This window comes from Streptomyces sp. ADMS, from assembly GCF_033441795.1.
GTDB lineage: Bacteria > Actinomycetota > Actinomycetes > Streptomycetales > Streptomycetaceae > Streptomyces.
In genome coordinates, this window is the sequence record NZ_JAVFVX010000020.1 from 56026 (window position 1) to 77672 (window position 21647).

Annotated in this window: 19 protein-coding genes; 8 read left to right on the forward strand and 11 right to left on the reverse strand. The window is 71.5% G+C overall.

The features are described 5' to 3' along the window. Nucleotides 1-163: 163 nt before the first annotated feature. From RB628_RS11910 to RB628_RS11920, 3 genes are all read right to left on the reverse strand, one after another. Nucleotides 164-961: a hypothetical protein gene (locus RB628_RS11910; protein ID WP_318320323.1), complete on the reverse strand. Its 798-nt coding sequence runs from the start codon at nt 959-961 to the stop codon at nt 164-166. Between the two features lie 285 nt (nt 962-1246). Beyond that, on the reverse strand, nt 1247-2467 hold the full coding sequence (locus tag RB628_RS11915; RefSeq protein ID WP_318320324.1) for an acetyl-CoA C-acetyltransferase: 1221 nt from the start codon (nt 2465-2467) through the stop codon (nt 1247-1249). A gap of 522 nt (nt 2468-2989) precedes the next feature. Beyond that, nucleotides 2990-4027, reverse strand: coding sequence for an SGNH/GDSL hydrolase family protein (locus RB628_RS11920; RefSeq protein WP_318320325.1), 1038 nt, complete (start codon nt 4025-4027; stop codon nt 2990-2992). A 150-nt stretch (nt 4028-4177) separates the two neighbouring features. Between RB628_RS11920 and RB628_RS11925 the strand changes: the two genes are divergently transcribed. Continuing rightward, complete coding sequence (locus RB628_RS11925) at nt 4178-5569, forward strand: cystathionine beta-synthase (protein ID WP_318320326.1); 1392 nt, start codon at nt 4178-4180, stop codon at nt 5567-5569. A 476-nt stretch (nt 5570-6045) separates the two neighbouring features. On the opposite strand, the gene RB628_RS11930 is transcribed toward RB628_RS11925, so the two are convergent. Together RB628_RS11930 and RB628_RS11935 are read right to left on the reverse strand one after the other, a co-directional pair. Continuing rightward, nucleotides 6046-6492 carry a hypothetical protein gene (locus RB628_RS11930; protein ID WP_318320327.1) on the reverse strand — a complete coding sequence of 149 codons (447 nt, stop codon included), beginning with the start codon at nt 6490-6492 and terminating at the stop codon, nt 6046-6048. Nucleotides 6493-6600: 108 nt separating this feature from the next. Further along, a complete protein-coding gene (locus tag RB628_RS11935) occupies nt 6601-7563 on the reverse strand; it encodes a glycine betaine ABC transporter substrate-binding protein (RefSeq protein WP_318320363.1) in 963 nt (320 codons plus the stop codon). Between the two features lie 142 nt (nt 7564-7705). On the opposite strand from RB628_RS11935, the gene RB628_RS11940 reads away from it, so the two are divergent. The 3 genes from RB628_RS11940 (at nt 7706) to RB628_RS11950 (ending at nt 10960) form a co-directional block, all read left to right on the forward strand. After that, nucleotides 7706-9268 (forward strand): aromatic amino acid ammonia-lyase, encoded by a 1563-nt coding sequence (locus tag RB628_RS11940; RefSeq protein WP_318320328.1) that lies wholly within the window; start codon nt 7706-7708, stop codon nt 9266-9268. Continuing rightward, nucleotides 9265-10254 carry a MurR/RpiR family transcriptional regulator gene (locus tag RB628_RS11945; RefSeq protein WP_318320329.1) on the forward strand — a complete coding sequence of 330 codons (990 nt, stop codon included), beginning with the start codon at nt 9265-9267 and terminating at the stop codon, nt 10252-10254. The genes RB628_RS11940 and RB628_RS11945 overlap by 4 nt, the downstream gene beginning before the upstream one ends. Nucleotides 10255-10366: 112 nt before the next feature. Further along, the gene (locus RB628_RS11950) at nt 10367-10960 is read left to right on the forward strand and encodes a hypothetical protein (RefSeq protein WP_318320330.1); all 594 of its coding nucleotides are present in this window, start codon (nt 10367-10369) and stop codon (nt 10958-10960) included. A gap of 31 nt (nt 10961-10991) precedes the next feature. On the opposite strand, the gene RB628_RS11955 is transcribed toward RB628_RS11950, so the two are convergent. The 5 genes from RB628_RS11955 to RB628_RS11975 all read right to left on the reverse strand — a co-directional run bounded on the left by RB628_RS11955 (nt 10992) and on the right by RB628_RS11975 (nt 14843). Continuing rightward, on the reverse strand, nt 10992-11366 hold the full coding sequence (locus RB628_RS11955) for a hypothetical protein (protein ID WP_164318636.1): 375 nt from the start codon (nt 11364-11366) through the stop codon (nt 10992-10994). A gap of 26 nt (nt 11367-11392) precedes the next feature. Further along, nucleotides 11393-11896, reverse strand: a complete 504-nt coding sequence (locus tag RB628_RS11960) for a roadblock/LC7 domain-containing protein (RefSeq protein ID WP_318320331.1) — start codon at nt 11894-11896, stop codon at nt 11393-11395. A 34-nt stretch (nt 11897-11930) separates the two neighbouring features. After that, nucleotides 11931-12797 carry a transcriptional regulator gene (locus RB628_RS11965; protein ID WP_318320332.1) on the reverse strand — a complete coding sequence of 289 codons (867 nt, stop codon included), beginning with the start codon at nt 12795-12797 and terminating at the stop codon, nt 11931-11933. Beyond that, complete coding sequence (locus RB628_RS11970; protein WP_318320333.1) at nt 12794-13219, reverse strand: hypothetical protein; 426 nt, start codon at nt 13217-13219, stop codon at nt 12794-12796. Before RB628_RS11970 ends, RB628_RS11965 begins: the two co-directional genes overlap by 4 nt. 241 nt (nt 13220-13460) lie before the next feature. Further along, nucleotides 13461-14843, reverse strand: coding sequence for a diaminopimelate decarboxylase (locus RB628_RS11975; protein ID WP_318320334.1), 1383 nt, complete (start codon nt 14841-14843; stop codon nt 13461-13463). Nucleotides 14844-14991: 148 nt separating this feature from the next. Here RB628_RS11975 and hutU point away from each other — a divergent pair, with 148 nt between their 5' ends. The 4 genes from hutU (at nt 14992) to hutI (ending at nt 20733) form a co-directional block, all read left to right on the forward strand. Beyond that, a complete protein-coding gene (gene hutU / locus RB628_RS11980) occupies nt 14992-16656 on the forward strand; it encodes a urocanate hydratase (protein WP_318320335.1) in 1665 nt (554 codons plus the stop codon). A gap of 179 nt (nt 16657-16835) precedes the next feature. Continuing rightward, entirely contained in the window at nt 16836-18047 is a 1212-nt protein-coding gene (locus RB628_RS11985; RefSeq protein ID WP_318320336.1) for an allantoate amidohydrolase, read from the forward strand. Then, nucleotides 18044-19408: a formimidoylglutamate deiminase gene (locus RB628_RS11990; RefSeq protein WP_318320337.1), complete on the forward strand. Its 1365-nt coding sequence runs from the start codon at nt 18044-18046 to the stop codon at nt 19406-19408. The genes RB628_RS11985 and RB628_RS11990 overlap by 4 nt, the downstream gene beginning before the upstream one ends. Before the next feature lie 59 nt (nt 19409-19467). Beyond that, nucleotides 19468-20733 (forward strand): imidazolonepropionase, encoded by a 1266-nt coding sequence (hutI, locus tag RB628_RS11995; RefSeq protein WP_318320338.1) that lies wholly within the window; start codon nt 19468-19470, stop codon nt 20731-20733. On the opposite strand, the gene RB628_RS12000 is transcribed toward hutI, so the two are convergent. After that, nucleotides 20734-21612, reverse strand: coding sequence for a hypothetical protein (locus RB628_RS12000; protein WP_318320339.1), 879 nt, complete (start codon nt 21610-21612; stop codon nt 20734-20736). It abuts the gene before it with no gap. Nucleotides 21613-21647 lie beyond the last annotated feature (35 nt).

The window sequence follows — 21647 nt, forward strand, 5'->3', positions numbered from 1 at the left end:
GCGGGTGCGGGTGCGGGTGCGGGTGCGGGTGCGGGTGCGGGTGCGGGTGCGGGTGAGTGGGGGCTTGTCGCGCAGTTTCCCGCGCCCCTGTCGGGGCGCTTCTGCCAACGGCGCTTGAAGGCTCAGCCCCTTTGGGGACAGAAGCCGATGGCCATGCCCGCCGCTACAGGGACGCTATGACCCTGTCCGCCAGTACGTAGACCGTTTCCTCGCCGCACTCGAAGGTCAGGGCGTAGGCGCCCGAGATGCCCGAGCCGCCCAGGAGGACCGGGGCCTCGCCCGAGCGCAGCGCCGCGGAGAGACGTTCCGCCGTTTCGCGGTGGCCCGGGGTCATGCAGAGAGTGGTGCCGTCGGTGAAGACGTAGACGTCGAGGGTGCCCAGGGGGCCGGGGCGGACGTCGGCCAGGGCGGTGCGGGACTCGGCGAGGTCCTCCAGGCAGGTGACCGTGCGTTCGTGGTCGTTCACGATCGGCGACTGGGCCGGCACGAAGTCGGGGTGCGAGGGGTGCCGGCGACGGGCGGCGGCGAGTTCGGCGGACTCTCCCGCGAACTCGTCGGAGTCCGTGCTGGGCTCGGTCACCGGCTCCAGGGATTCCAGGCCCGCGAAGTCCGCCGGGCGCGCCAGGAACAGCTCGCTGTCGGGGAGGCCGAGCAGGGAGGGCGCGTCAGAGGCGTCACGGGCCTCCTGGGCGGCCCAGAAAGCACGCGCCTCGGCGAGCTCCCGCTCCCGCTCCTCGGCGAGCGCCTCGGCCACCGCGGCGCGTATCTCGTCGGTGTCACCGGAGGCGCGCGCCTGCGGTACGAGGCCGTGCGCGCCGACGGCGAGGCTCTGGGCGGCGAGTTCGGCGTGCAGCGCCGCGATCTGCCGACGCAACCCCAGCAGGGTGCGCAGAACGGCGACGCCCACGGCCGTGGTGATGGTGGCTGTGGCGAGCAGCAGAGCAAGAGGCGTAGTGCTCACTGACGTACTCCCGGTTCAAAGTCGACCCCCGACTTCCTACATCAGCTTGAAGGGTGGACTAACCACCTGTCAGTGCGTAACGTCACGAAACGGACAGGACTTTGGACCCGGGGTTTGGTGTCGAACCTGTCCTGACCTGCGCAAATACCCCTCCGGAGCGAGATAGGTCACATCCTGGGGGAGATTGGATCACAAATAGGCCCGGAGCCCCGGTGGTTACGGGGTTCCGGGCCTGTCCCTCACGCAGGGTTTCGGGTCAACTACGGTCGGAGACCGGGGTGGAGGTCAGCTCAGGCGCTCGATGACCATCGCCATGCCCTGGCCGCCGCCGACGCACATCGTCTCCAGGCCGAACTGCTTGTCGTGGAATTGGAGGGAGTTGATGAGCGTGCCGGTGATGCGGGCGCCCGTCATGCCGAAGGGGTGGCCGACGGCGATGGCGCCGCCGTTCACGTTCACCTTCTCCAGCGGGATGCCCAGGTCGCGGTAGGAGGGGATCACCTGGGCGGCGAACGCCTCGTTGATCTCGGCCAGGTCGATGTCGTCGATGGTGAGGCCGGCGCGGCGCAGCGCCTGCCGGCTCGCCTCCACCGGGCCGAGGCCCATGATCTCGGGGGAGAGGCCGGAGACGCCGGTCGACACGATGCGGGCCAGTGGCGTGAGGCCCAGCTCGCGCGCCTTGGTGTCGCTCATGACGACGACGGCCGCGGCGCCGTCGTTGAGCGGGCAGCAGTTGCCGGCCGTGACCATTCCGTCCGGACGGAACACCGGCTTCAGCCCCTGGACGCCCTCCAGCGTCACGCCCGCGCGCGGACCGTCGTCCTTGCTCACGACGGTGCCGTCGGGCAGCGTCACCGGGGTGATCTCGCGCTCCCAGAAGCCGTTCTTGATGCCTTCCTCGGCGAGGTTCTGCGAACGGACGCCGAACTCGTCCATGTCCTGACGCGTCACGCCCTTGATGCGGGCGAGGTTCTCGGCGGTCTGGCCCATCGCGATGTAGGCGTCCGGTACGAGGCCGTCCTCTCGCGGGTCGTGCCAGGAGGTGCCCTCCTGCTCGGCGACGGCGGCGGTGCGCGCCTCGGCCTCCGCGAAGAGCGGGTTGCGCGTGTCGGGCAGCGAGTCCGAGTTGCCCTTGGTGAACCGGGAGACCAACTCGACACCGGCCGAGATGAAGACATCGCCCTCGCCCGCCTTGATGGCATGCAGTGCCATACGGGACGTCTGGAGGGACGAGGAGCAGTAACGGGTGATCGTGCAGCCCGGCAGGAAGTCCATGCCCATCTGTACGGCGACGATCCGCCCGAGGTTGTTGCCTTGCTCGCCGCCGGGCAGACCGCAGCCGAGCATCAGGTCGTCGATGTCCCCCGGGTCCAGCTCGGGGACCTTGGCCAGCGCGGCCTGGATGATCGTGGCGGTGAGGTCGTCCGGCCGCAGCTCCTTGAGGGAGCCCTTGAAGGCGCGTCCGATGGGGGAGCGGGCGGTCGAGACGATGACGGCTTCCGGCATGACGGCTCCATTGGCGACGAGGGTGTAGCAGACCTGCTTGGGAAGTTACCCGTACGTATGGTTCCGGTCACGGGTGTGGCGGTGTGACGCGGGCCGCACTTTTCTAAGCGCTTGCTCAGGGTGGTGGGTGCCGTCGCCCCCCGGCCCTCCACTTACCCCCGGTATGCGGGTGCGGCCTGCGCCCCCACGGCGCACGGCTCGTCCCGCCCGACGGGCACATCGGCGCCCGCCGTCCTGCCTGCCCGCCGTCCTGCCCGAGCGCCCGCTCGCCGTCCTGCCCGCTCGCCTGCCCGAGCGCCCGCCGTCCTGCCTGCCCGCCTGCCTGCCCGAGCGCCCGCCCGCCGTCCTGCCCGCTCGCCTGCCTGCCCGAGCGCCCGCTCGCCTGCCTGCCTGCCTGCCTGCCTGCCCGCCTGCCCGAGCGCCCGCTCGACCGCCTGCCGGTCCGACCGCCTGCCGTCCCGCCGTCCCGACCGCCGTCCCGCCCGACCGGCGCCTTCGTCCTCCGGCACGCTCTTGGCGGGATCAGCCGCTCGATACCTCGCTCGACGTTGTCGGCGACGGATCCGTCGCCGATACCCGCCTCCGCCGCCTGCGCTTGAGGAGTGCCCAGGGTCCCCTGGGCCCCGTGGGCATCGCTGCCGCGACCTCCGTGCCCGGCTCGGATGCCGCTTCCGCCGCCGCCCGCGCCACCGGCAGGAAGCCCTCGCGGCGGGACACGTCCGGACGCTCCTCGTCCGACGGCCACAGGCCCAGCGCCGCACAGACGGTCGGAAGCACCGCCATCGCCGCCGTCGCGTAGCCCTCCGCCGAGGGGTGGTAGTTGTCCGGGCCGAACAGTTCGCGCGGGTTCGCCTCGAACTCGGGGCCCAGAAGGTCCCCCAGCGACACCGTGCGGCCCCCCTGCTCCACGGCCCCGATCGTCTGGGCCGCCGCCAGATGCCGGGACGCCCGCCGGGCCAGCCAGCGCAACGGCTGCTGGACCTGCTCCACGGTGCCCAGGTCGGGACAGGTGCCCACGACCACCTCCGCACCCGCCGTACGCAGTCTGCGTACCGCCGACGACAGATGGCGGACGGAGCGCGTCGGAGGCATCCGGTGTGTGACGTCGTTCGCGCCGACCATGATCACGCAGATGTCGGGGATCCGGCCGGACGCCGAGACGGTGAGCGCCACCTGACGGTCCAGATCGTCGGACTGGGCGCCGGGCAGTGCCACGTTGCGCAGCTCCACCGAGCGTTCCGCCACCGCCGCCAGGCCCGACGCGAGCAGCGCGCCCGGCGTCTGGCGGGCGCGGTGGACGCCCTGGCCGGCCGCCGTGGAGTCGCCCAGCAGGACGAGCCGGAGCGGGGGTTCACCGGGTGTGGCGTACCCGCGTCCGTACAGGCCGTCCGCGCTCGGCGGGTGCGGACCGCCGCCGTTTCCCACCTGGCGTCTCGCCATCCGTACCTCGGCCAGCACCAGTCCCACGGCCGCCGCGCTCATCAGGCCGATCCCGCCACCGCCGTACGCAGCGCCGGCCGCGATCCGCCGGGCCACCCTTGCCCTGGACATGCTCGTCATGCGTCGCCGCCACCTCCTCGTAGCCGTACAACCACTCCTTGCCCCGTACCGGCCGTCCGTCAATCGTGACGTGAGGTGAATGCCGAGGCGGAGCCTTAGGCTGGCGGGACCAATGACGACCACTTTCATGTGCGGCAACCGGAGACAACGGTGCGATTCCACGACTCGATGATCAGCCTCGTCGGCAACACCCCGCTGCTGAGGCTCAACAGTGTGACCGAGGGCATTCAGGCGACCGTCCTCGCGAAGGTCGAGTACTTCAACCCCGGCGGGTCCGTGAAGGACCGCATCGCCCTGCGCATGATCGAGGCGGCGGAGCAGAGCGGGGAGCTCAGGCCCGGCGGCACGATTGTCGAGCCCACCAGCGGAAACACCGGGGTCGGGCTGGCCATCGTGGCCCAGCAGAAGGGTTACAAGTGCATCTTCGTCTGCCCCGACAAGGTCTCCACCGACAAGATCAACGTGATGCGTGCGTACGGGGCCGACGTTGTCGTCTGCCCCACCGCTGTCGACCCGGAGCACCCGGACTCGTACTACAACGTGTCCGACCGGCTCGTCCGCGAGACGCCGGGTGCCTGGAAGCCCGACCAGTACTCCAACCCCAACAACCCCCTCTCGCACTATCACTCCACCGGCCCTGAGCTGTGGGAGCAGACCGAGGGGCGGATCACCCACTTCGTGGCGGGCGTCGGCACCGGCGGGACCATCTCCGGGACCGGGCGGTATCTGAAGGACGTCAGCGACGGGCGCGTCCAGGTCATCGGGGCCGACCCGGAAGGGTCCGTGTACTCCGGGGGGTCCGGGCGGCCGTACCTCGTGGAAGGGGTGGGCGAGGACTTCTGGCCCACCGCCTACGACCGGACCGTCGCCGACGAGATCGTCGCCGTGTCCGACAAGGACTCCTTCCAGATGACCCGGCGGCTTGCCAAGGAGGAGGGCCTGCTCGTGGGCGGGTCGTGCGGGATGGCTGTCGTCGCCGCGCTCCGGGTCGCGGAGCGGCTCGGGCCCGATGACGTCGTCGTCGTGCTGCTGCCCGACAGCGGGCGCGGGTACCTCAGCAAGATCTTCAACGACGAGTGGATGGCCGACTACGGCTTCCTGGAGGACACCGGCCCCTCCGCCCGCGTCGCCGACGTCCTCGACTACAAGGAGCACGGCCACATCCCCTCCCTTGTCCATATGCACCCGGACGAGACCGTCGGTCAGGCCATTGAGGTGCTGCGCGAGTACGGCGTCTCGCAGATGCCGATCGTGAAGCCCGGCGCCGGTCACCCGGACGTCATGGCGGCGGAGGTCGTCGGGTCGGTCGTCGAACGCGAGCTGCTCGACGCGCTGTTCACCCAGCGGGCCTCGCTCGACGATCCGCTGGAGAAGCACATGTCGGCCCCGCTGCCGCAGGTCGGCTCCGGTGAACCGGTCGGCGACCTGATGTCCGTACTGGGCGCCCACGACGCGGCGATCGTGCTGGTCGAGGGCAAGCCGACCGGTGTCGTCAGCCGGCAGGACCTGCTCGCCTTCCTGGCCAAGGGCGGCAAGCAGTAGCGAACGTCCGGTGAACGGGGCATGTCGGAACGGAACTTGCGGTGTCCGCCGCGATGTCCCGTTCCGATTCCTTTCCGACGGAGACTTCGTGGAAGTGGTACGAGGGCGTCACGTCCGCGCAGCACACGCTTAACACGGGTCCGGCACATTGGTGGATGTCGGCAAGGGCGGGAGCGGCTCCCCGCTCGGGCCGGCAACCAAAACGGCGTCACGGACCTCCGGAGCGGCTCCCGGACCTCCACCGACGCCCAGGACGCGCAAGCCCGGCCCTGACCCGGCCCGCGTCCCTCGCGGGGACCGCCGTCGTCCCGCCCCCCGGCAACGGGGGTGCGGCGGTCCCCGCGAAAGCTTTTCTTCGCGCCTGAATGGGCGCCGCTCTCGCGGACGTGGTCGCTGACCGTCGTGTTTCCCCATTGGTGGTTGCGGTCGTCTGCTCCGGAAAGACCGATGCACAGGTCCCTGCCGAGGGGGACGGGTCAGTCCTCCCAGTCGCTGTCCCGGCCGGACCTGCGGTGCCTGCTGCCGAAGAGCCACGCCGAACTGCGCGCCGCCTGGACCGCGTTGACGCCCACGATCCCGGCCCAGGCCACCAGCAGGCCGGGGAGGCCCGCGACGCCGCCGCCGATGCCGGACAGAGGTATCGCGAGGACCAGCGAGACGATGCCGAAGCCGAAGCGCTCGCCGAAGGTGTCGGTGGATTTGGGACCGCGCGAGTCGCGCGCCACCACCATCTGCTGCTCGGCGAGCTGCCGTCGTACCCGGCGCTCCACCGAGCCGTCGATCCGCTGGTCGACCTTCTCCAGGAACGAGTCGACCAGCGCGGACTCGTACTCGTCGCCCAGTTCCCTGCGGGCCTGCAGGGTGGCGTCGAGTTCCTTCTTCAGGTCGGCGTCATGCGCGCCCGTCGTGTCCATACCGGTCATACACACCACGGTAGAGAAACGGCCTGGGACCGGCACTGGGGTTAGCCCCCCTGTTGTCCCTGGGCCGGACCCCAGGGGCAGGACCGGCAGAGCGCACCCGCAGTGCGGCTACCGCGTCAGGCCCTTCTCCTTCGCGTACGCGTCCGCCACGTCCTCCGGGTCCTTCTTGTCCTTGTCCACCTTGCGGTTCAGCTCGGTGAGGTCGGCCGTCGTGAGGACGTTGCCGAGTTCGGCGAGGGTTTTGCGGACCGTCGAGTCGGCCTTGCGGTCGGCGATCAGGGGCACGATGTGCTGGCCGGGGATGAGGTTCTTGGGATCCGTCAGGACCACCCAGCCGTTGTCCAGGATGTCGGTGTCCGTGGTGAAGAGGTTCGCCACGTCGACATCGCCCTTCTTCAGGGCGCCCTTGACCAGCGGACCGGAGGAGTCGAGCGACTTGAACTCCTTGAACTCGACCCCGTACACCTCCTTGAGGCCCACCACGCCCACCTCGCCCGTCTTCACCTCGGCCGCCGCGCCGATGACCAGCTTGCCGTTCTGCTTCTTCAGGTCGGCCAGTGAGGTGAGGCCGTACTTCGCCGCCGTCTCGCGGGTGACGGCGAAGGCGTCGGAGTCCTCCGCCATGCCGTAGGCCACGCCGACGCGTTGCTGCTGGCCGCCGGAGAGCTGGTGCGGGTAACGCCGGCCGGCTTCGGCGGCGAGGCCGACCGTCTCCAGCAGTTCGGCCGCGCGGGCGCGGGCCTTCTTCCGGCCCCAGCCCAGCAGCAGCGGCACGGTCGCGATGTTGTCGAGGACCGTGCGGTGCGGGAAGAGACCGGACTGCTGGATGACGTATCCGATGGACCGGCGCAGGTCTGCGGCGTCCTGCTGGAGGACGTCCTTGCCGCCGACCCTGATCGTGCCGGAGGTCGGGTCGACCATTCGGTTGATCATCCGCAGGGTGGTCGTCTTGCCGCATCCGGAGGATCCGACGAGGACGGTCACGGCGCCTTCCGGCATCCGGAGGGAGAGGTCGTGGACCGCTGTGGTGCCGTTCGGGAAGCGCTTGTGGACCGCGTCGAACTGGATCATGGGGGGTCCCTTGCCGGGCTTGTATAGCGTCATGCAGAGTTCTCCGTGCCTGAATAGATTGTCAATGCCCTGGTGTTAATCCGAGGTGACGGACGCCCGGTGAGCAGGATCGGGTGTCTGGTTTGAGGGGAGTCTTCGCCTTATGTGGTCTCGGATCGTGGATACGGAGCCTTCGATGTCACCTTCGGTGTCCACCGGCATCGTCGTTCTGGACGGCGTCGGCCTCGGCGTCGAGGACGTCGTACGCCTCGCCGACGGGGCCGCGCGGCCGGTCCCCGGCACCGACGCGATGAAGCGCGTCGAGGAGGTCTGGGACGCCGCCCGCCGCATCGCCGCGACCGGCCGCGTGTACGGCCGTTCCACCGGCGTCGGCGCCAACCGCAACGAGGACGTCCCGACCGAGGCAGCCGCCGACCACGGCCTGCGCCTGCTGCGCAGCCACGCGGGCGCCATCGGCGCGGAACTGCCGGCGCGGCAGGTACGGGCGATGCTCGCCGTGCGCGCCAACCAGCTCCTGGCAGGGGGCGCCGGACTCCGCCCCGGAGTGGTCACGGCCCTGTGCGAGGCGCTGGAGAACGGGGCGCATCCCGTGGTCAACGAGTTCGGATCGGTGGGTACGGGGGACATCGCGGCGCTGGCGCAGATGGGGCTGGCGCTGGCGGGGGAGCACGAGTGGATCGCGACCGGGGCGGGGGCCGGACCGGCCTCCCGCGGGTGGAGCGTCGCCGGCGCCCCCCAGCCCCAGGCTCTCGACAACAACGACGCCCTCGCCCTGATCAGCAGCAACGCGCTCACCCTCGGGCAGGCCGCACTCGCCCTGCACGAGCTGCGCGGGCTCATCGCCGCCACGCAGGTCGTCGCCGCGCTCTCACTGCACGCCGTCGACGGTTCGCACGAGGCGTACGCCGCGCCCGTGCACGCCGCCCGTCCGCACCGGGGGTCGGTCGAGGTCGCGCGCCGGATGCGGGAGTTGATCGGTTCCGCGGACCGGCCCACCCCTCCCCTCGGGCGCATCCAGGACCCGTACGGCTTCCGGTGTCTGCCGCAGATCCACGGGCCCGCCCATGACGCGGCGGACGCGCTGGAGGGGGTGCTCGCGATCGAGATCAACGCCGCCGCCGAGAACCCGCTCATCTCCCCCGAGGACCTCACCGCCTACCACCACGGCGGCTTCTACCAGGCCCAACTCGCCCTTGCTCTCGACCACTTCAGGCTGGCCGTCACTCAGGTCGCGCGGCTGTCCACCTCGCGTCTGTCCACCCTCAACGAGCCCGCCTTCACCCGTCTGCGCCCCTTCCTCGCCGACCACGAGCGCGCCGCCTCCGGAGTGATGATCCTGGAGTACGCCGCCGGCGCCGCCCTCGGTGACCTGCGGGCCTTCTCCGCGCCCGCCTCGCTCGGGCACGCTGTACTCTCCCGGGGCGTCGAGGAACAGGCCAGCTTCGCCTCGCTCGCCGCCCGTCAGACACTGCGCGCGTGCGACGCGTACCGTCTCGTCGTCGGCTGCGAACTGGTCGCCGCCGTACGGGCGCTGCGCCAGCGCGACCTGCGGCCGGACCCGGAACTGCCGGCCGGACGGGCGCTGGAGCTGGCCGAGTCGGTCCTCGACGCCGACTCGGCCGACCGGCCGCTCACGGACGACGTGACGGCCGCGGTGGCACTGCTGGACCGGTTCACGGAGATCTGGAGGGGGAGCGGGGCATGAACACGCCGAGCGTGGACGACAGCGACAGCAGGGGTACGGGTACGGGTTCGGACCGGGACGTGGGCGTGAGCGGCAATCCGCCCGACAGCGACAGCGACAGCAGGGATACGGGTACGGGTTCGGACGGGGGCGTGGGCGTGAGCGGCAATCCGCCCGACAGCCCCGCCGCCCGCCTCCAGGCCCTCTTCGAAGGGCACCGGCTCACCCCGACGCAGCGGCGCATCGCGCACAGCATGGTGCGGCGGGCCGCCGAGGTGCCCTTCCTCTCCAGCGTCGAGCTGGCCGAACTGGCGGGCGTCAGCCAGCCGTCCGTCACGCGCTTCGCCGTGGCCCTCGGCTTCGACGGCTACCCCGCTCTGCGCAAGCACTTGCGCGAGGTCGGCCCCGCCGAACAGAGCACCGAGCCGGGCACGTACAACGAGTACCAGCAGGCCGTCGAGGCCGAGATCGAGAACCTGAAGCACCTGGCCGAGGTGCTCGCAGACCCCCGCCCGGTGCACCGGGCGGGGCGGCTGCTCGCCGCGTCGCGCCCGCTGCCCGTCCTCGGGCTGCGCGCCGCCGCCTCCCAGGCGTACGGCTTCGCGTACTTCGCCGCCAAGGTCCACCCGGACGTACGGCTGCTCCACGAGGGCGGCACGATGATCCACGACCGGATCGACGCGGCCGTACGGGCGGGCGCCACGACCCTGCTGTGTTTCGCGCTGCCCCGGCATCCGCGCGAGGTCGTCGACACCCTCGCCTACGCCAGGTCGGCGGGACTGACCGTCGTCACCGTCGCCGACTCGGCGTTCGCGCCGGTCGCGAAGGTCTCCGACCTGCTGCTGCCCGCCGCCGTCGGCACCGGCCTCGCCTTCGACACCGCCTGCGCGCCGATGCTGCTCGGCCGGGTACTGCTGGAGGCCATGTGCGACGACCTGCCGGACGCCCAGGCCCGGCTGGAGGAGTTCGACACGCGGGCGACGGCGCGGGGGCTCTTCGTCGAGTAGCCCCTTCGGTTCTCTCCCAGGGATTCAGCGGCTCTCAGACTCGTCTCACGTTCGCTCGTTATTCTCCCGCTCCGACAGGACTGTGCCGGGAGAGACGAACCGGGAGGCGGACGTGGCACGCGGAGTTCGCGGAGGGCAGGGCCTCGCTCGGGTGGCCGTGGTCGTACGGGCCGGAGCGGCGCCCATGTGGTGGCTCGGGGTGTTCGCGGCGGGCATCGGCACACTGGTGCCGGGGATTACCGGGCGCCGGATCGGGGTCATGGCGGGGGCCGCGCTGTTCATCATCGCGGCCGGGGTCGTGGCGTCCCTGCGGCGCAGGCGATACGCCGCGCTCGCCGCCGGTTTCGCCCGGGCCGGTAAGCACGACGTGCTCCAGGACCGTGCGGTGACCGTACGCAACTGGCGCCGGGGCCACCGCTGGTGGCTGCTGCTGGCCTTCGCCGCCGCGCTGGGCAGCTCCTTCGCGGTGCCCGCGGCGGGCGGAATGCTGCTCGCCGGGGCCGGTACCGGGCTGCGGCTGAAGGCCGCCTGGCTGGGCCGCCGCGAGCGCGCCGACGACGTACTGCTGTGGGTACGGGTGGACTGGCTCGGCCCGCGCTCCGGCGCCCCGGCGGGCAGACCGGTCAAGGCCTACCGCGCGACCGGAATCGCCGCGGGCGACGCGACCCCGGGCGGGGCGCGCCGCCGCGGCGACGTACTGGTCTAGCTTCGCGGTCGCTTCGGGCGCGGGGAGGGCCTCAGACCTCGATCTCCGCCTCGATCCGCTTCAGCTGGTGACGGGCCATCGCCAGGTTGGAACGGTTGATGTCGAGCACCAGGTAGAGGAAGAGGCCGTTGCCGCCGCGCCCCTTCATCATCCGGATCAGGTGGTACTGGCTGGAGAGCGTGATCAGGATGTCCTCGATCTCGCCCTTCAGACCGAGGTGCTCCATGGTGCGCATCTTGGCGCGCACGACATCGGTGTTCCCGGCGGCGGCGACGTTCAGGTCGAACGTCTTGCTGCCGCCCATCGTGCCCAGGGCCATGCCGCTGGTGTAGTCGACGAGCGCGACTCCGGTCGCGCCCTCGATGGAGGTCAGAGCCTCTTTCAACGCGGTTTCTGTGGTGGCCATGACGGTGTTCCTCTCCTGCTTCCGGTTCAATTTTCCGTGGTGGTACGCGCGTTGGGCGTGGTTGACGGTGTGCGTGGCGCGCGCGGGGTTCTGGTTCGGGTGGGCATGGGTGCGAGGGCGGCGGGTGCGGGGGCGACGGCCGGTCTGTCCGCCTGTTCGGCCGCCGCGTCCACCAGCTCACCTATACGGGCGCCGGCCCGGCGGCCCTCCAGATGCAGCCGGCCGACGTTGACACGGTCCTGGGCCAGCAGCGTCAGCACGGCGGTACTCCCCGCGGCGTACGTCGCCACATAGCCGTACACCCCGCGTACCAGCAGCTCGCGGAAGTCGCCCTGGCCGGTGGCGTCCGCCATGCGCACGGCGACGCTGAGCGCGGTGGCGGTGAGCGCCGCGATCGTCTCCGGTTCGACGCCGGGGGTGTCCTGGACGAGGACGAGACCGTCGACGCTGGCCGCGAGTGCGCCGGTGAGCTGGGGTACGCGGGCCCGCAACCGGCGTAGCTCGTCCATGACTTCGGCCTCGGCTGCCATGAGTTGTCTCCTCTCGGCACGCGGGCGCTGCCGCTCAAAGGGCCTCCAGCGCATCCCTGAGCCTTTTCAGCAGCGTGATGTTGGGGTCGGCGAACGCGGGCGGCAGCGCTCCCGGGGGAGCGGAAGACACCGGTGGCCGGTCCGGGGCCGTGGGTGGCAGCGCGGGGGGTGCGGCAGCCGGGGCCACGACGCCCGCGGCTGCCAGACGCCGTACGTCCACCAGGGTGTGGAAGGTCGGGCGGGCCAGCGCGCGGGCGATGTCCGCCGCCGTACGGACACCGTCGACCAGGTCCAGTACGGCGTGCTGGCGGGCGCTGACCGCCGGCGCGGCCGGACTGCCGGAGTGGAGCAGCGGGGCGCTGTCGGGGGCCGGGTCCGGCCAGATGCGGTGGAGCAGGGCGCGGCGGCGCAGTGTCTCGTGCTCCAGCGCCGCCACCGGTACCGGGCGCACCGGGCCGAGCCAGTGCGTGGCCCCGTACCGGAAGTGTCCCGGCGTGCCGCTGGGCGCGAGGGCGAAGTACGCCGCGTCGTACAGCGCCCCCAGGTGGCACACCTCCAGGGCGCCCGCGCCGATCCGGCCGCTCTCGACCAGGAACCGCCCGACCCGGTTGTGCTCGCCCGCCGCGTCGACCGCGTCCCGCCAGCCGCCGGCGTCCAGCGTGCCGCGCGCGGTGAGCAGGACGTCGAGGCCGGGTACGGCCGGGCTCTCGGCGTGCACGACCTGGCCGTCGGTGAGATAGAGCGAGCCGCGCTCGCGGACCAGGACGCCGGTGGCCCGCTCGGTGGCGAGCCGGCCGAGCATCGGCGAGACCCCGCCCCACGCCCGCTGCCGGGCCGCCGCCTTGTCCCGCACCGGCAGGCGCGGCGGCGGCGTCGTCAGATTCGTGCGCAGAGTCGTCATCCCAGCACCAGCCGTCCGGCCATCTCGCCGAGCCGGATGCGGGCCAGCGCGAGATTGCCGTCCGCGCGGGCCAGCCACAGGTGCAGGAACACACTGCTGTCGAAGCTCGTCGTGACGAACCGCAGGACGTGATAGCTGTCGCGGTTGCTGATGATCAGGTCCTCGACGGGAGGATCCTGTCCCAGCCGGCCGCCGGTGAGCTCGTCGGCATCGGCGTCGTACTCCTCCTCCGGGGCGAACGCGCGATGCTCGGCGGCCAGCCGGGCCAGCTCGGCCGCCTCGGCCGCCATCGTCTCCGGATCACCGCCCGGGGACTCCCCGACGGTGCCCAGTGCCAGCCCGCTGGTCCAGTCGACCAGCGCGGCGCCCCGGGCGCCGGGCAGCCGCATGGCTTCCAGTAAGCACTCGTCGATTCCGGGCACCCTTGGCCCCTCCCGCCTGTCCCGCTCGCGTCTGTCCGGCTGGTGTTCGTCGCCCTGCCTGGAGTTCGGCCGATGGATGTTCGGCCAACCTGGTGTTCGGCTGAGTGACGCAGACGCTACGCAACGTGTGCACGGGGAGTGAGAGATCTGGCATTTTCCGGTGGAACATGCGGCGGATGACTAAGGTGGGTCGACTGACCCTGTTTTCAGGGCAGTTGACCTGCATGTTCCCCCGGACCCGTCAAGGTTGTGCGGACGGGGAGGTGGTTGTGGGGAGGGTGGTGAGTGCGGCGACGTGCGCCCCTCCGGATTCGGCCACGATCTCGGCGACGGTCTGCGGCTCCCGTACGACCGCGAACGCGACCCCCTCGCTTCCGTCCTCGCTCCTGCTCGGGACGAAGCCGTAGATCCCGGGACGGGCGAGGGAGTTGTACGCGTAGTGGTGCGCGAAGTAGTACGCGCCCGTGTCCAGCGCCGCCGCGTGGTCGCCCTGTTCGAGCAGCGGCAGCGCGCGCCCCTCGGCGAGCAGGTCGCCCGAGAAGCAGGCGGGCCCGGCCACGTCCTGCACCACGTCCGCCCCGGACTTGGGGCGCCCCTTCCCGTCGTACGCGGCGATCCTGAGCGGCCACGACCCCGGCGCGTACACCGTCCGTGCCGCGACCTGCACGCCCGCGTGCGTGACCGCGACCGGCCGCCCGCCGGCGCTCTTCGTGTACTCGACCCGCGCCACCACCGTGCCGTGCCTGGCCAGCAGCGACCGCCCGAATTCGGTCACCAGCCCGTACCGCCCCCCGAACAGCCCCGGCACCGCGTCACTCAGCAGCCGCGCGTACTGCGCGTACGTCGGACTCGTCGCGTCCGACGCGAAGTTGACCGGCAGGCCGCCGCCGATGTCGATCGTGTCGATCTGGCGGCGCCCGACCCGCCGGTTGATCTCCTCGGCCAGCGCGAACGTCTCCGCCACGCCCCGCACCATCAGTGACAGGGGGATGCCCTGCGACCCGGTGTGCGCGTGCAGCCGGGTCAGCCACGGGCGCTCGGCGTACGCCCCCACGATCCACTCGCGCGCCCCCTCGTCCAGAAGCGCGACCCCGAACTTCGAGGTCGCGGTGGCGGTGGACGTGGCCCCGATCGACCCTCCGCCGATCTGCGGGTTCACCCGTAGCCCGATCGGGGACCGGCTGATCGCGGACCGCACCAGCGCGTCGATCCGGTCCAGCTCCTGAGGGTTGTCGGCGTTCACGGCGATGCCCAGCGCCAGCGCCTCGCGCAGTTCGGCGGGCGTCTTGGCGGGCGAGTCGAGCACCGTCCGGGACGGCGGCACCCCGGCCGCCCGCGCCAGCGCCAGTTCCCCCGGACTCGCCACCTCGGCCCCGATCCCCTCCTCGCGCAGCAGCCGCAGCACGGGCACCAGGGGAGTCGCCTTCACCGCGAAGGCGTGCAGTACGGGCGTGCCGGGCGCCAGGACCGCGTCGAAGGCGGCGCGCAGCTCGGCGGCGGACTCGCGGATGCCGGTGACGTCGAGCAGTCCGACGATGGGCGCGTCGGTGCGGAGCAGACCCTGTTCGACGGCGGTCCGCACGGCATCGTCCCGCCGGTTCGTGCGGGCTCCGTCGTCTCCCATTGTGTTCCCCGTGGTGTCGATGTCCCTGTTGGCGTGTCAAGCCAAACATCCGCGACGCGCGCGTGCTGGCGCAAGAATGTATTGACTAGTTCTATTCATGGAGTCAGGATGTGAATATCCGCTGCAACAGTCCGCTAGGAGGCAGACCATGTCAGGACCCCGGCCCGTACGAGCCCCGCGCGGTACGGAACTGAGCGCCCTGGGATGGCAGCAGGAGGCCGCGCTGCGGATGCTGCAGAACAACCTGGACCCCGAGGTCGCCGAGCACCCCGACAAGCTCGTCGTCTACGGCGGCACCGGCAAGGCCGCCCGTGACTGGCGCTCCTTCGACGCCATGGTCCGCACCCTGAGGACGCTGAAGCAGGACGAGACGATGCTCGTCCAGTCGGGCCGCCCGGTCGGTGTCATGCAGACCCACGAGTGGGCCCCGCGCGTACTGATCGCCAACTCCAACCTGGTCGGCGACTGGGCCAACTGGGAGGAGTTCCGCCGCCTGGAGGCCCTCGGCCTGACCATGTACGGGCAGATGACGGCCGGCTCGTGGATCTACATCGGCACGCAGGGCATCCTCCAGGGCACCTACGAGACCTTCGCCGCCGTCGCCGCCAAGAAGTTTGGCGGCACCCTCGCCGGGACGATCACCCTCACGGCCGGTCTCGGCGGGATGGGCGGCGCGCAGCCGCTCGCCGTGACGATGAACGACGGAGTCGCGATCTGTGTCGACGTCGACCCGCGCGCCATCGAGCGCCGCATCGAACACCGGTACCTCGATGTGAAGGCGGACTCCCTGGAGCACGCCCTCCAGCTCGCGGTGGAGGCGCGTGACGCCCGCCGCCCGCTCTCCATCGGCCTGCTGGGCAACGCGGCCGAACTGCTGCCGCGCATGCTCGCAGAGGGCGCCCCCATCGACATCGTCACCGACCAGACCTCGGCCCACGACCCGCTGTCCTACCTGCCCGTCGGTGTCGACTTCGACGACCTGGCGTCCTTCGCGGCGAAGGACCCGGCGGGTTTCACGACCCGGGCGCGCGAGTCGATGGCACGGCACGTGGAGGCGATGGTCGGCTTCATGGACGCCGGTGCCGAGGTCTTCGACTACGGCAACTCGATCCGCGGCGAGGCCCAACTGGCCGGATACGAGCGGGCGTTCGCCTTCCCCGGCTTCGTTCCCGCGTACATCCGTCCCCTCTTCTGCGAGGGTAGGGGCCCCTTCCGCTGGGCGGCCCTGTCCGGCGAGGCGTCCGACATCGCGAAGACGGACAAGGCGATGCTGGAGCTGTTCCCCGAGAACGAATCGCTGCACCGCTGGATCAAGATGGCGGGGGAGCGGGTCCACTTCCAGGGACTGCCGGCCCGGATCTGCTGGCTCGGCTACGGCGAGCGGGACAAGGCGGGCGAGCGCTTCAACGACATGGTGGCGAGCGGTGAGCTGGCCGCGCCGCTGGTGATCGGCCGCGACCACCTGGACAGCGGGTCCGTCGCGTCCCCCTACCGGGAGACGGAGGCCATGCTCGACGGCTCCGACGCGATCGCCGACTGGCCGCTGCTGAACGCGATGGTGAACGTGGCGTCGGGCGCGTCGTGGGTCTCCATCCACCACGGGGGCGGTGTCGGCATGGGACGGTCGATCCACGCCGGGCAGGTTTCGGTGGCCGACGGCACGAAGCTGGCGGGCGAGAAGATCCGGCGGGTGCTGACGAACGACCCCGGGATGGGCGTGATCCGGCACGTGGATGCCGGGTACGACATCGCGGAGTCGGTCGCTGACGAGCGGGGCGTGCGGGTGCCCATGCGTGAGGGGGGCGACGCGTGAGGGGCGTTTCCGGCGGGGGCGGCGACTCTTCGGTGGGGGCGGGTGGGTCGTCACCGACCGCGGGTTCGGCTGCGCCCGACCTCCCCCACTCCCCACTCCGGCCGAGCGGGGGGACGCCCCCCATCGCCCTGCGGAACGACTGCCCACAGCCTGGACTGCCGGGTGCCTCCTTCCAGGAGATGTGGCGGGAGCTCGCCCCCATCGGGCGGCACCCCGACTCCCGCGGCTATCGCCGCTACGCCTGGACCGGTGCCGATCTCGAATGCCGGGCCTGGTTCAAGGAGCAGGCCGAGTCGCGAGGGCTGAGCTACGAGGTCGACCGGAACGGGAACCAGTGGGCCTGGCTGGGGGATCCCGCCCAGGGGAATGCCGTCGTCACCGGATCGCATCTCGACTCCGTACCCGACGGAGGGGCCTTTGACGGGCCCCTCGGTGTGGTCTCCTCCTTCGCCGCCCTCGATGAACTCCGGGGCCGGGGTGTGCGGTTCGGCAAGCCGCTGGCCATCGTCAACTTCGGGGACGAGGAAGGTGCCCGGTTCGGGCTCGCCTGTGTCGGGTCGCGGCTCACCGCCGGTGCCGTCACCGTCGAGCAGGCTCGGCTGCTCACCGACGGCGACGGGGTCACGCTGCCGCGGGCCATGGAGGCCGCCGGGTACGACCCGGACGCCATCGGGCCGGACCCCGAGCGCCTCGCCCGCATCGGTGCCTTCGTCGAACTGCACGTCGAGCAGGGCAGGGCACTCGGTCTGAGCGGCGACCGCGTCGGCATCGCCAGTGCCATCTGGCCGCACGGACGCTGGCGGTTCGACTTCCACGGCGAGGCCAATCACGCCGGTACGACACGGCTCGTCGACCGGCGCGACCCCATGCTGCCGTACGCCGGGACAGTCCTCGCCGCCCGTCGCGAGGCACAGCTCGCCGGTGCGGTCGCCACCTTCGGGAAGATCGCCGTCGAGCCCAACGGCGTCAACGCCATCCCCTCCCTCGTACGCGGCTGGCTCGACTCCCGCGCCGCCGACCAGCACGCCCTCGACACCGTCGTCTCCGGCGTCGAGAAGGCGGCCCGCGAGTACGCCGAGGCACACGGCGTCGATCTCGACGTCGTCCGGGAGTCGTTCACCCCCGTCGTCGAGTTCGACCACGCCCTGCGCGACGAACTCGCCCGGCTGCTGGGCCGGGACGGAGAGGACACCGAGCTCAAGGTCCCCGTCCTGAGCACCGGTGCCGGACACGACGCCGGGATCCTCTCCGGGTCCATCCCGACCGCCATGCTGTTCGTGCGCAACCCCACGGGCATCTCGCACTCCCCGGCGGAGCACGCCGACGAGGACGACTGCGTGGCCGGGGTGACCGCACTCGCCGACGTACTGGAAGGGCTGGCCCGCACGTGACGCATCCGCAAACGCAGCGCACCTACTGGCTGGAACACGCCTGGCTCGGTACCAGCGTCGAGCCGGGCGTCGCCCTGGACGTCACGGACGGCCGGATCGCCGCCGTCCGCACCGGAGTCCACGCCCCGCCGCCGGGCGCCGGGGTCCTTCGCGGCCTCACCCTTCCCGGGCTCGCCAACGCCCACAGCCACGCCTTCCACCGTGCCCTGCGCGGCACCGCCCAGGTCGGCTCCGGCACCTTCTGGACCTGGCGCGAGGTCATGTACTCCGTCGCCGACAAGCTGACCCCGGACACCTATCACGCCCTCGCGCGTGCCGTGTACGCCGAGATGGCCCTCGCCGGCATCACCGCGGTGGGCGAGTTCCACTACGTCCACCACGCCCCCGGCGGCATCCCGTACGCCGACCCGAACGCGATGGGCGAGGCCCTCGTCGAGGCCGCCGCCGACGCCGGGATCCGCATCACCCTCCTCGACACCGCCTATCTCTCCTCCGCCATCCTGGACAAGCACAGCGGACAGGCCCCGAACCGGCACCAGCTCCGCTTCTCCGACGGCACGGCCGACGCCTGGGCCGAACGCTGTTCAGTTCTCAAGGAACGGGATCACGCGCGGATCGGTGCCGCCATCCACTCCGTACGGGCCGTGCCCGCCAGCCAGCTGTCGACCGTGGCCCGCTGGGCCGAGGAACGCCGGGCGCCCCTGCACGTGCACCTGTCCGAGCAGACGGCGGAGAACGACGCCTGCCAGGCCGCGCACGGGTGCACCCCGACCCGACTCCTCGCCGACCACGGGGTTCTCGGCCCCCGCACCACCGGCGTCCACAACACCCACCTCACCGACGAGGACGTCGCGCTGCTCGGCGGCAGCGGCACCGGCACCTGTATGTGCCCCACCACCGAACGCGACCTCGCCGACGGCATCGGCCCCGCCGTCGCCCTCCAGCGCGCGGGCTCACCGCTCTCCCTCGGTTCCGACAGCCACGCCGTCATCGACCTGCTCGAAGAGGCGCGCGCCATGGAGCTGAACGAGCGCCTGCGCACCCGCACCCGCGGGCACTGGACGGCGGCCGCCCTGCTCCGCGCAGCGTCCGCCGACGGCCACGCGGCTCTCGGCTGGGACGACGCGGGCACCCTTGGAGCGGGTGCGCCCGCCGACTTCACGACGATCGCCCTCGACTCGGTCAGAACTGCGGGGCCGGTGCCTCGCCTGGGCGCGGAGACGGCGGTATTCGCAGCGTCGGCAGCGGATGTGCGCCATACGGTCGTGGCCGGCCGGCACGTCGTGCGCGACGGGGCGCACACCCTCGTACCCGACGTGCCGCAGGCGCTGGCGGCGGCTGTCGAAGCCCTGCGCGGCTGAACCCCGTACGCACCCCCGTACGTCCCCCCGCCCGCAGGCACGCCACCCACGAGGACGCCATGAACAGCACCAGCACGCCGAGCAGTCCGAGCAGCCCGAACCGGACGAACAGCGCTATCGGCAGCACGACCGACACCACCACCGGCACGACGACTGTCATCACGAACATCGGCAGCCTGGTCACCAACGACCCCTCTCTCGGCGACGAATCCCCCCTGGGACTGGTCCTGGACGCGGCCGTCGTCATCGAAGGCGACCGCGTCGTCTGGACCGGTGAATCCAGCAAAGCACCCACCACTGACAATCGGGTCGACGCCGGTGGCCGGGCCGTCCTCCCGGGCTTCGTCGACTCCCACTCCCACCTCGTCTTCGCCGGCGACCGGACCCAGGAGTTCAACGCCCGGATGTCGGGGCGCAGCTACACGGCAGGGGGCATCCGCACGACCGTCGCCGCCACCCGCGCCGCCACGGACGCGGAACTGGAGGCCAACCTCACCCGTTACCTCCGCGAGGCCCTCCACCAGGGCACGACGACCTTCGAAACCAAGTCCGGGTACGGCCTGACCGTCGAGGACGAGGCGCGTGCCCTGCGCATCGCCGCCGCCCACACCGACGAGGTCACCTACCTCGGCGCCCACATCGTCTCCCCGGACTACGCCGACGACCCGGCCGCCTATGTCGCCCTGGTCACCGGCGAGATGCTCGACGCCTGTGCCCCGTACGCCCGTTGGGTCGACGTCTTCTGCGAGAAGGGCGCCTTCGACGGCGACCAGGCGCGCGCGATCCTCACGGCGGGGAAGGCGAAGGGGCTGCATCCGCGCGTCCACGCCAACCAGCTCTCGTACGGGCCCGGGGTGCGGCTGGCCGTCGAACTCGACGCCGCCAGCGCCGACCACTGCACCCACCTCACCGACGCCGACGTGGACGCCCTCGCGAACAGCCGTACGGTCGCGACGCTCCTTCCCGGCGCCGAGTTCTCCACCCGCGCCCGGTGGCCGGACGCCCGCCGTCTCCTCGACGCGGGCGTCACGGTCGCGCTCTCCACCGACTGCAATCCGGGGTCCTCCTTCACCTCCTCCGTCCCCTTCTGCGTCGCACTGGCCGTACGGGACATGGGCATGACCCCGGACGAGGCGGTCTGGTCGGCCACGGCGGGGGGCGCGGCAGCCCTCCGGCGCGATGACATCGGCCGTGTCGCGCCGGGGGCGTACGCCGATCTGACGCTCCTGGACGCGCCGAGCCACGTACACCTGGCCTACCGGCCGGGGGTCCCGCTGGTCGCCGGGGTGTGGCGCAGGGGCGTTCAGGTGGTCCGAAACGGCTGATCAGAGGCCGTAGCGGTTCTTCAGGTGGCGCCAGAAGTCACGGAACATCCACTTGTCGAAATCCGTGATCCGGGCCGCGCTTCCCGCCTTCATGAGGAAGCAGCACTGGCCGGTGGGGCTCCAGTCGTAGAAGTCGTCGAGCCCGAACGTGTGGCCGACCTCGTGCAGGTAGATGTGGATGTCCTCCTGGTCCAGCGTGCTGGTGAAGTACTCCTGGCCGACCCGCTGGCCCCAGTCACCGCCGGCACCGCCCTGGAACCCCTTCGTCAGCCACAGGGACTGGTCGTAGTGGCGGGAGGCGCCGCCCGGGCACCTCGAGTAGTCGCCGTCCTGGTGGAAGAAGCGGCCGCAGTCCGGAGCGCACTGCGGGGCGCCGCCGCCGTCGAGGTTCCCGGCGTAGATGTCGACGGAGTCGTCGGTCCACTGGAGGGTCGAGCGGTTCTTGACCGCCCAGCCGACGATGTCGACCGGGACGCTGGTGTACGGCCAGGCGTTGTGCCCCCTGCCGTTCTCGACCATGGCGGACATCCATTTGCCGAACTGTTTCTTCAGCGCAATGTGGATCCGGTCGCGCAGGGCGGCGCTCACGGGCGCGTCGGACTCCCAGCGGACGCAGTAGCTGACGCTTCCGCGGTTGGCCATGACCTGGTCCCAGCCGTAGTTGCGGAAGCCGTAGAGGTTCGGGTAGGTCGACTGGACGTGGTTCCAGACCTCGTTCAGCGGCTGTACGAGGTGGGAGGGCGGGTTCCAGTCGTCGGCGGCCCGCGTCTGTGCCGCCGTCACGGCGGGAGCGGCGAACGCCGCCGGCAGACCGGGAGCGGCGATCAGCGCGGCCAGCGAGGCCAGCACGGCCAACAGACGTGCGATGCGCTTGCGCATGGGTGAACTCCCTTTGTGGGGAACGGGATTCACCC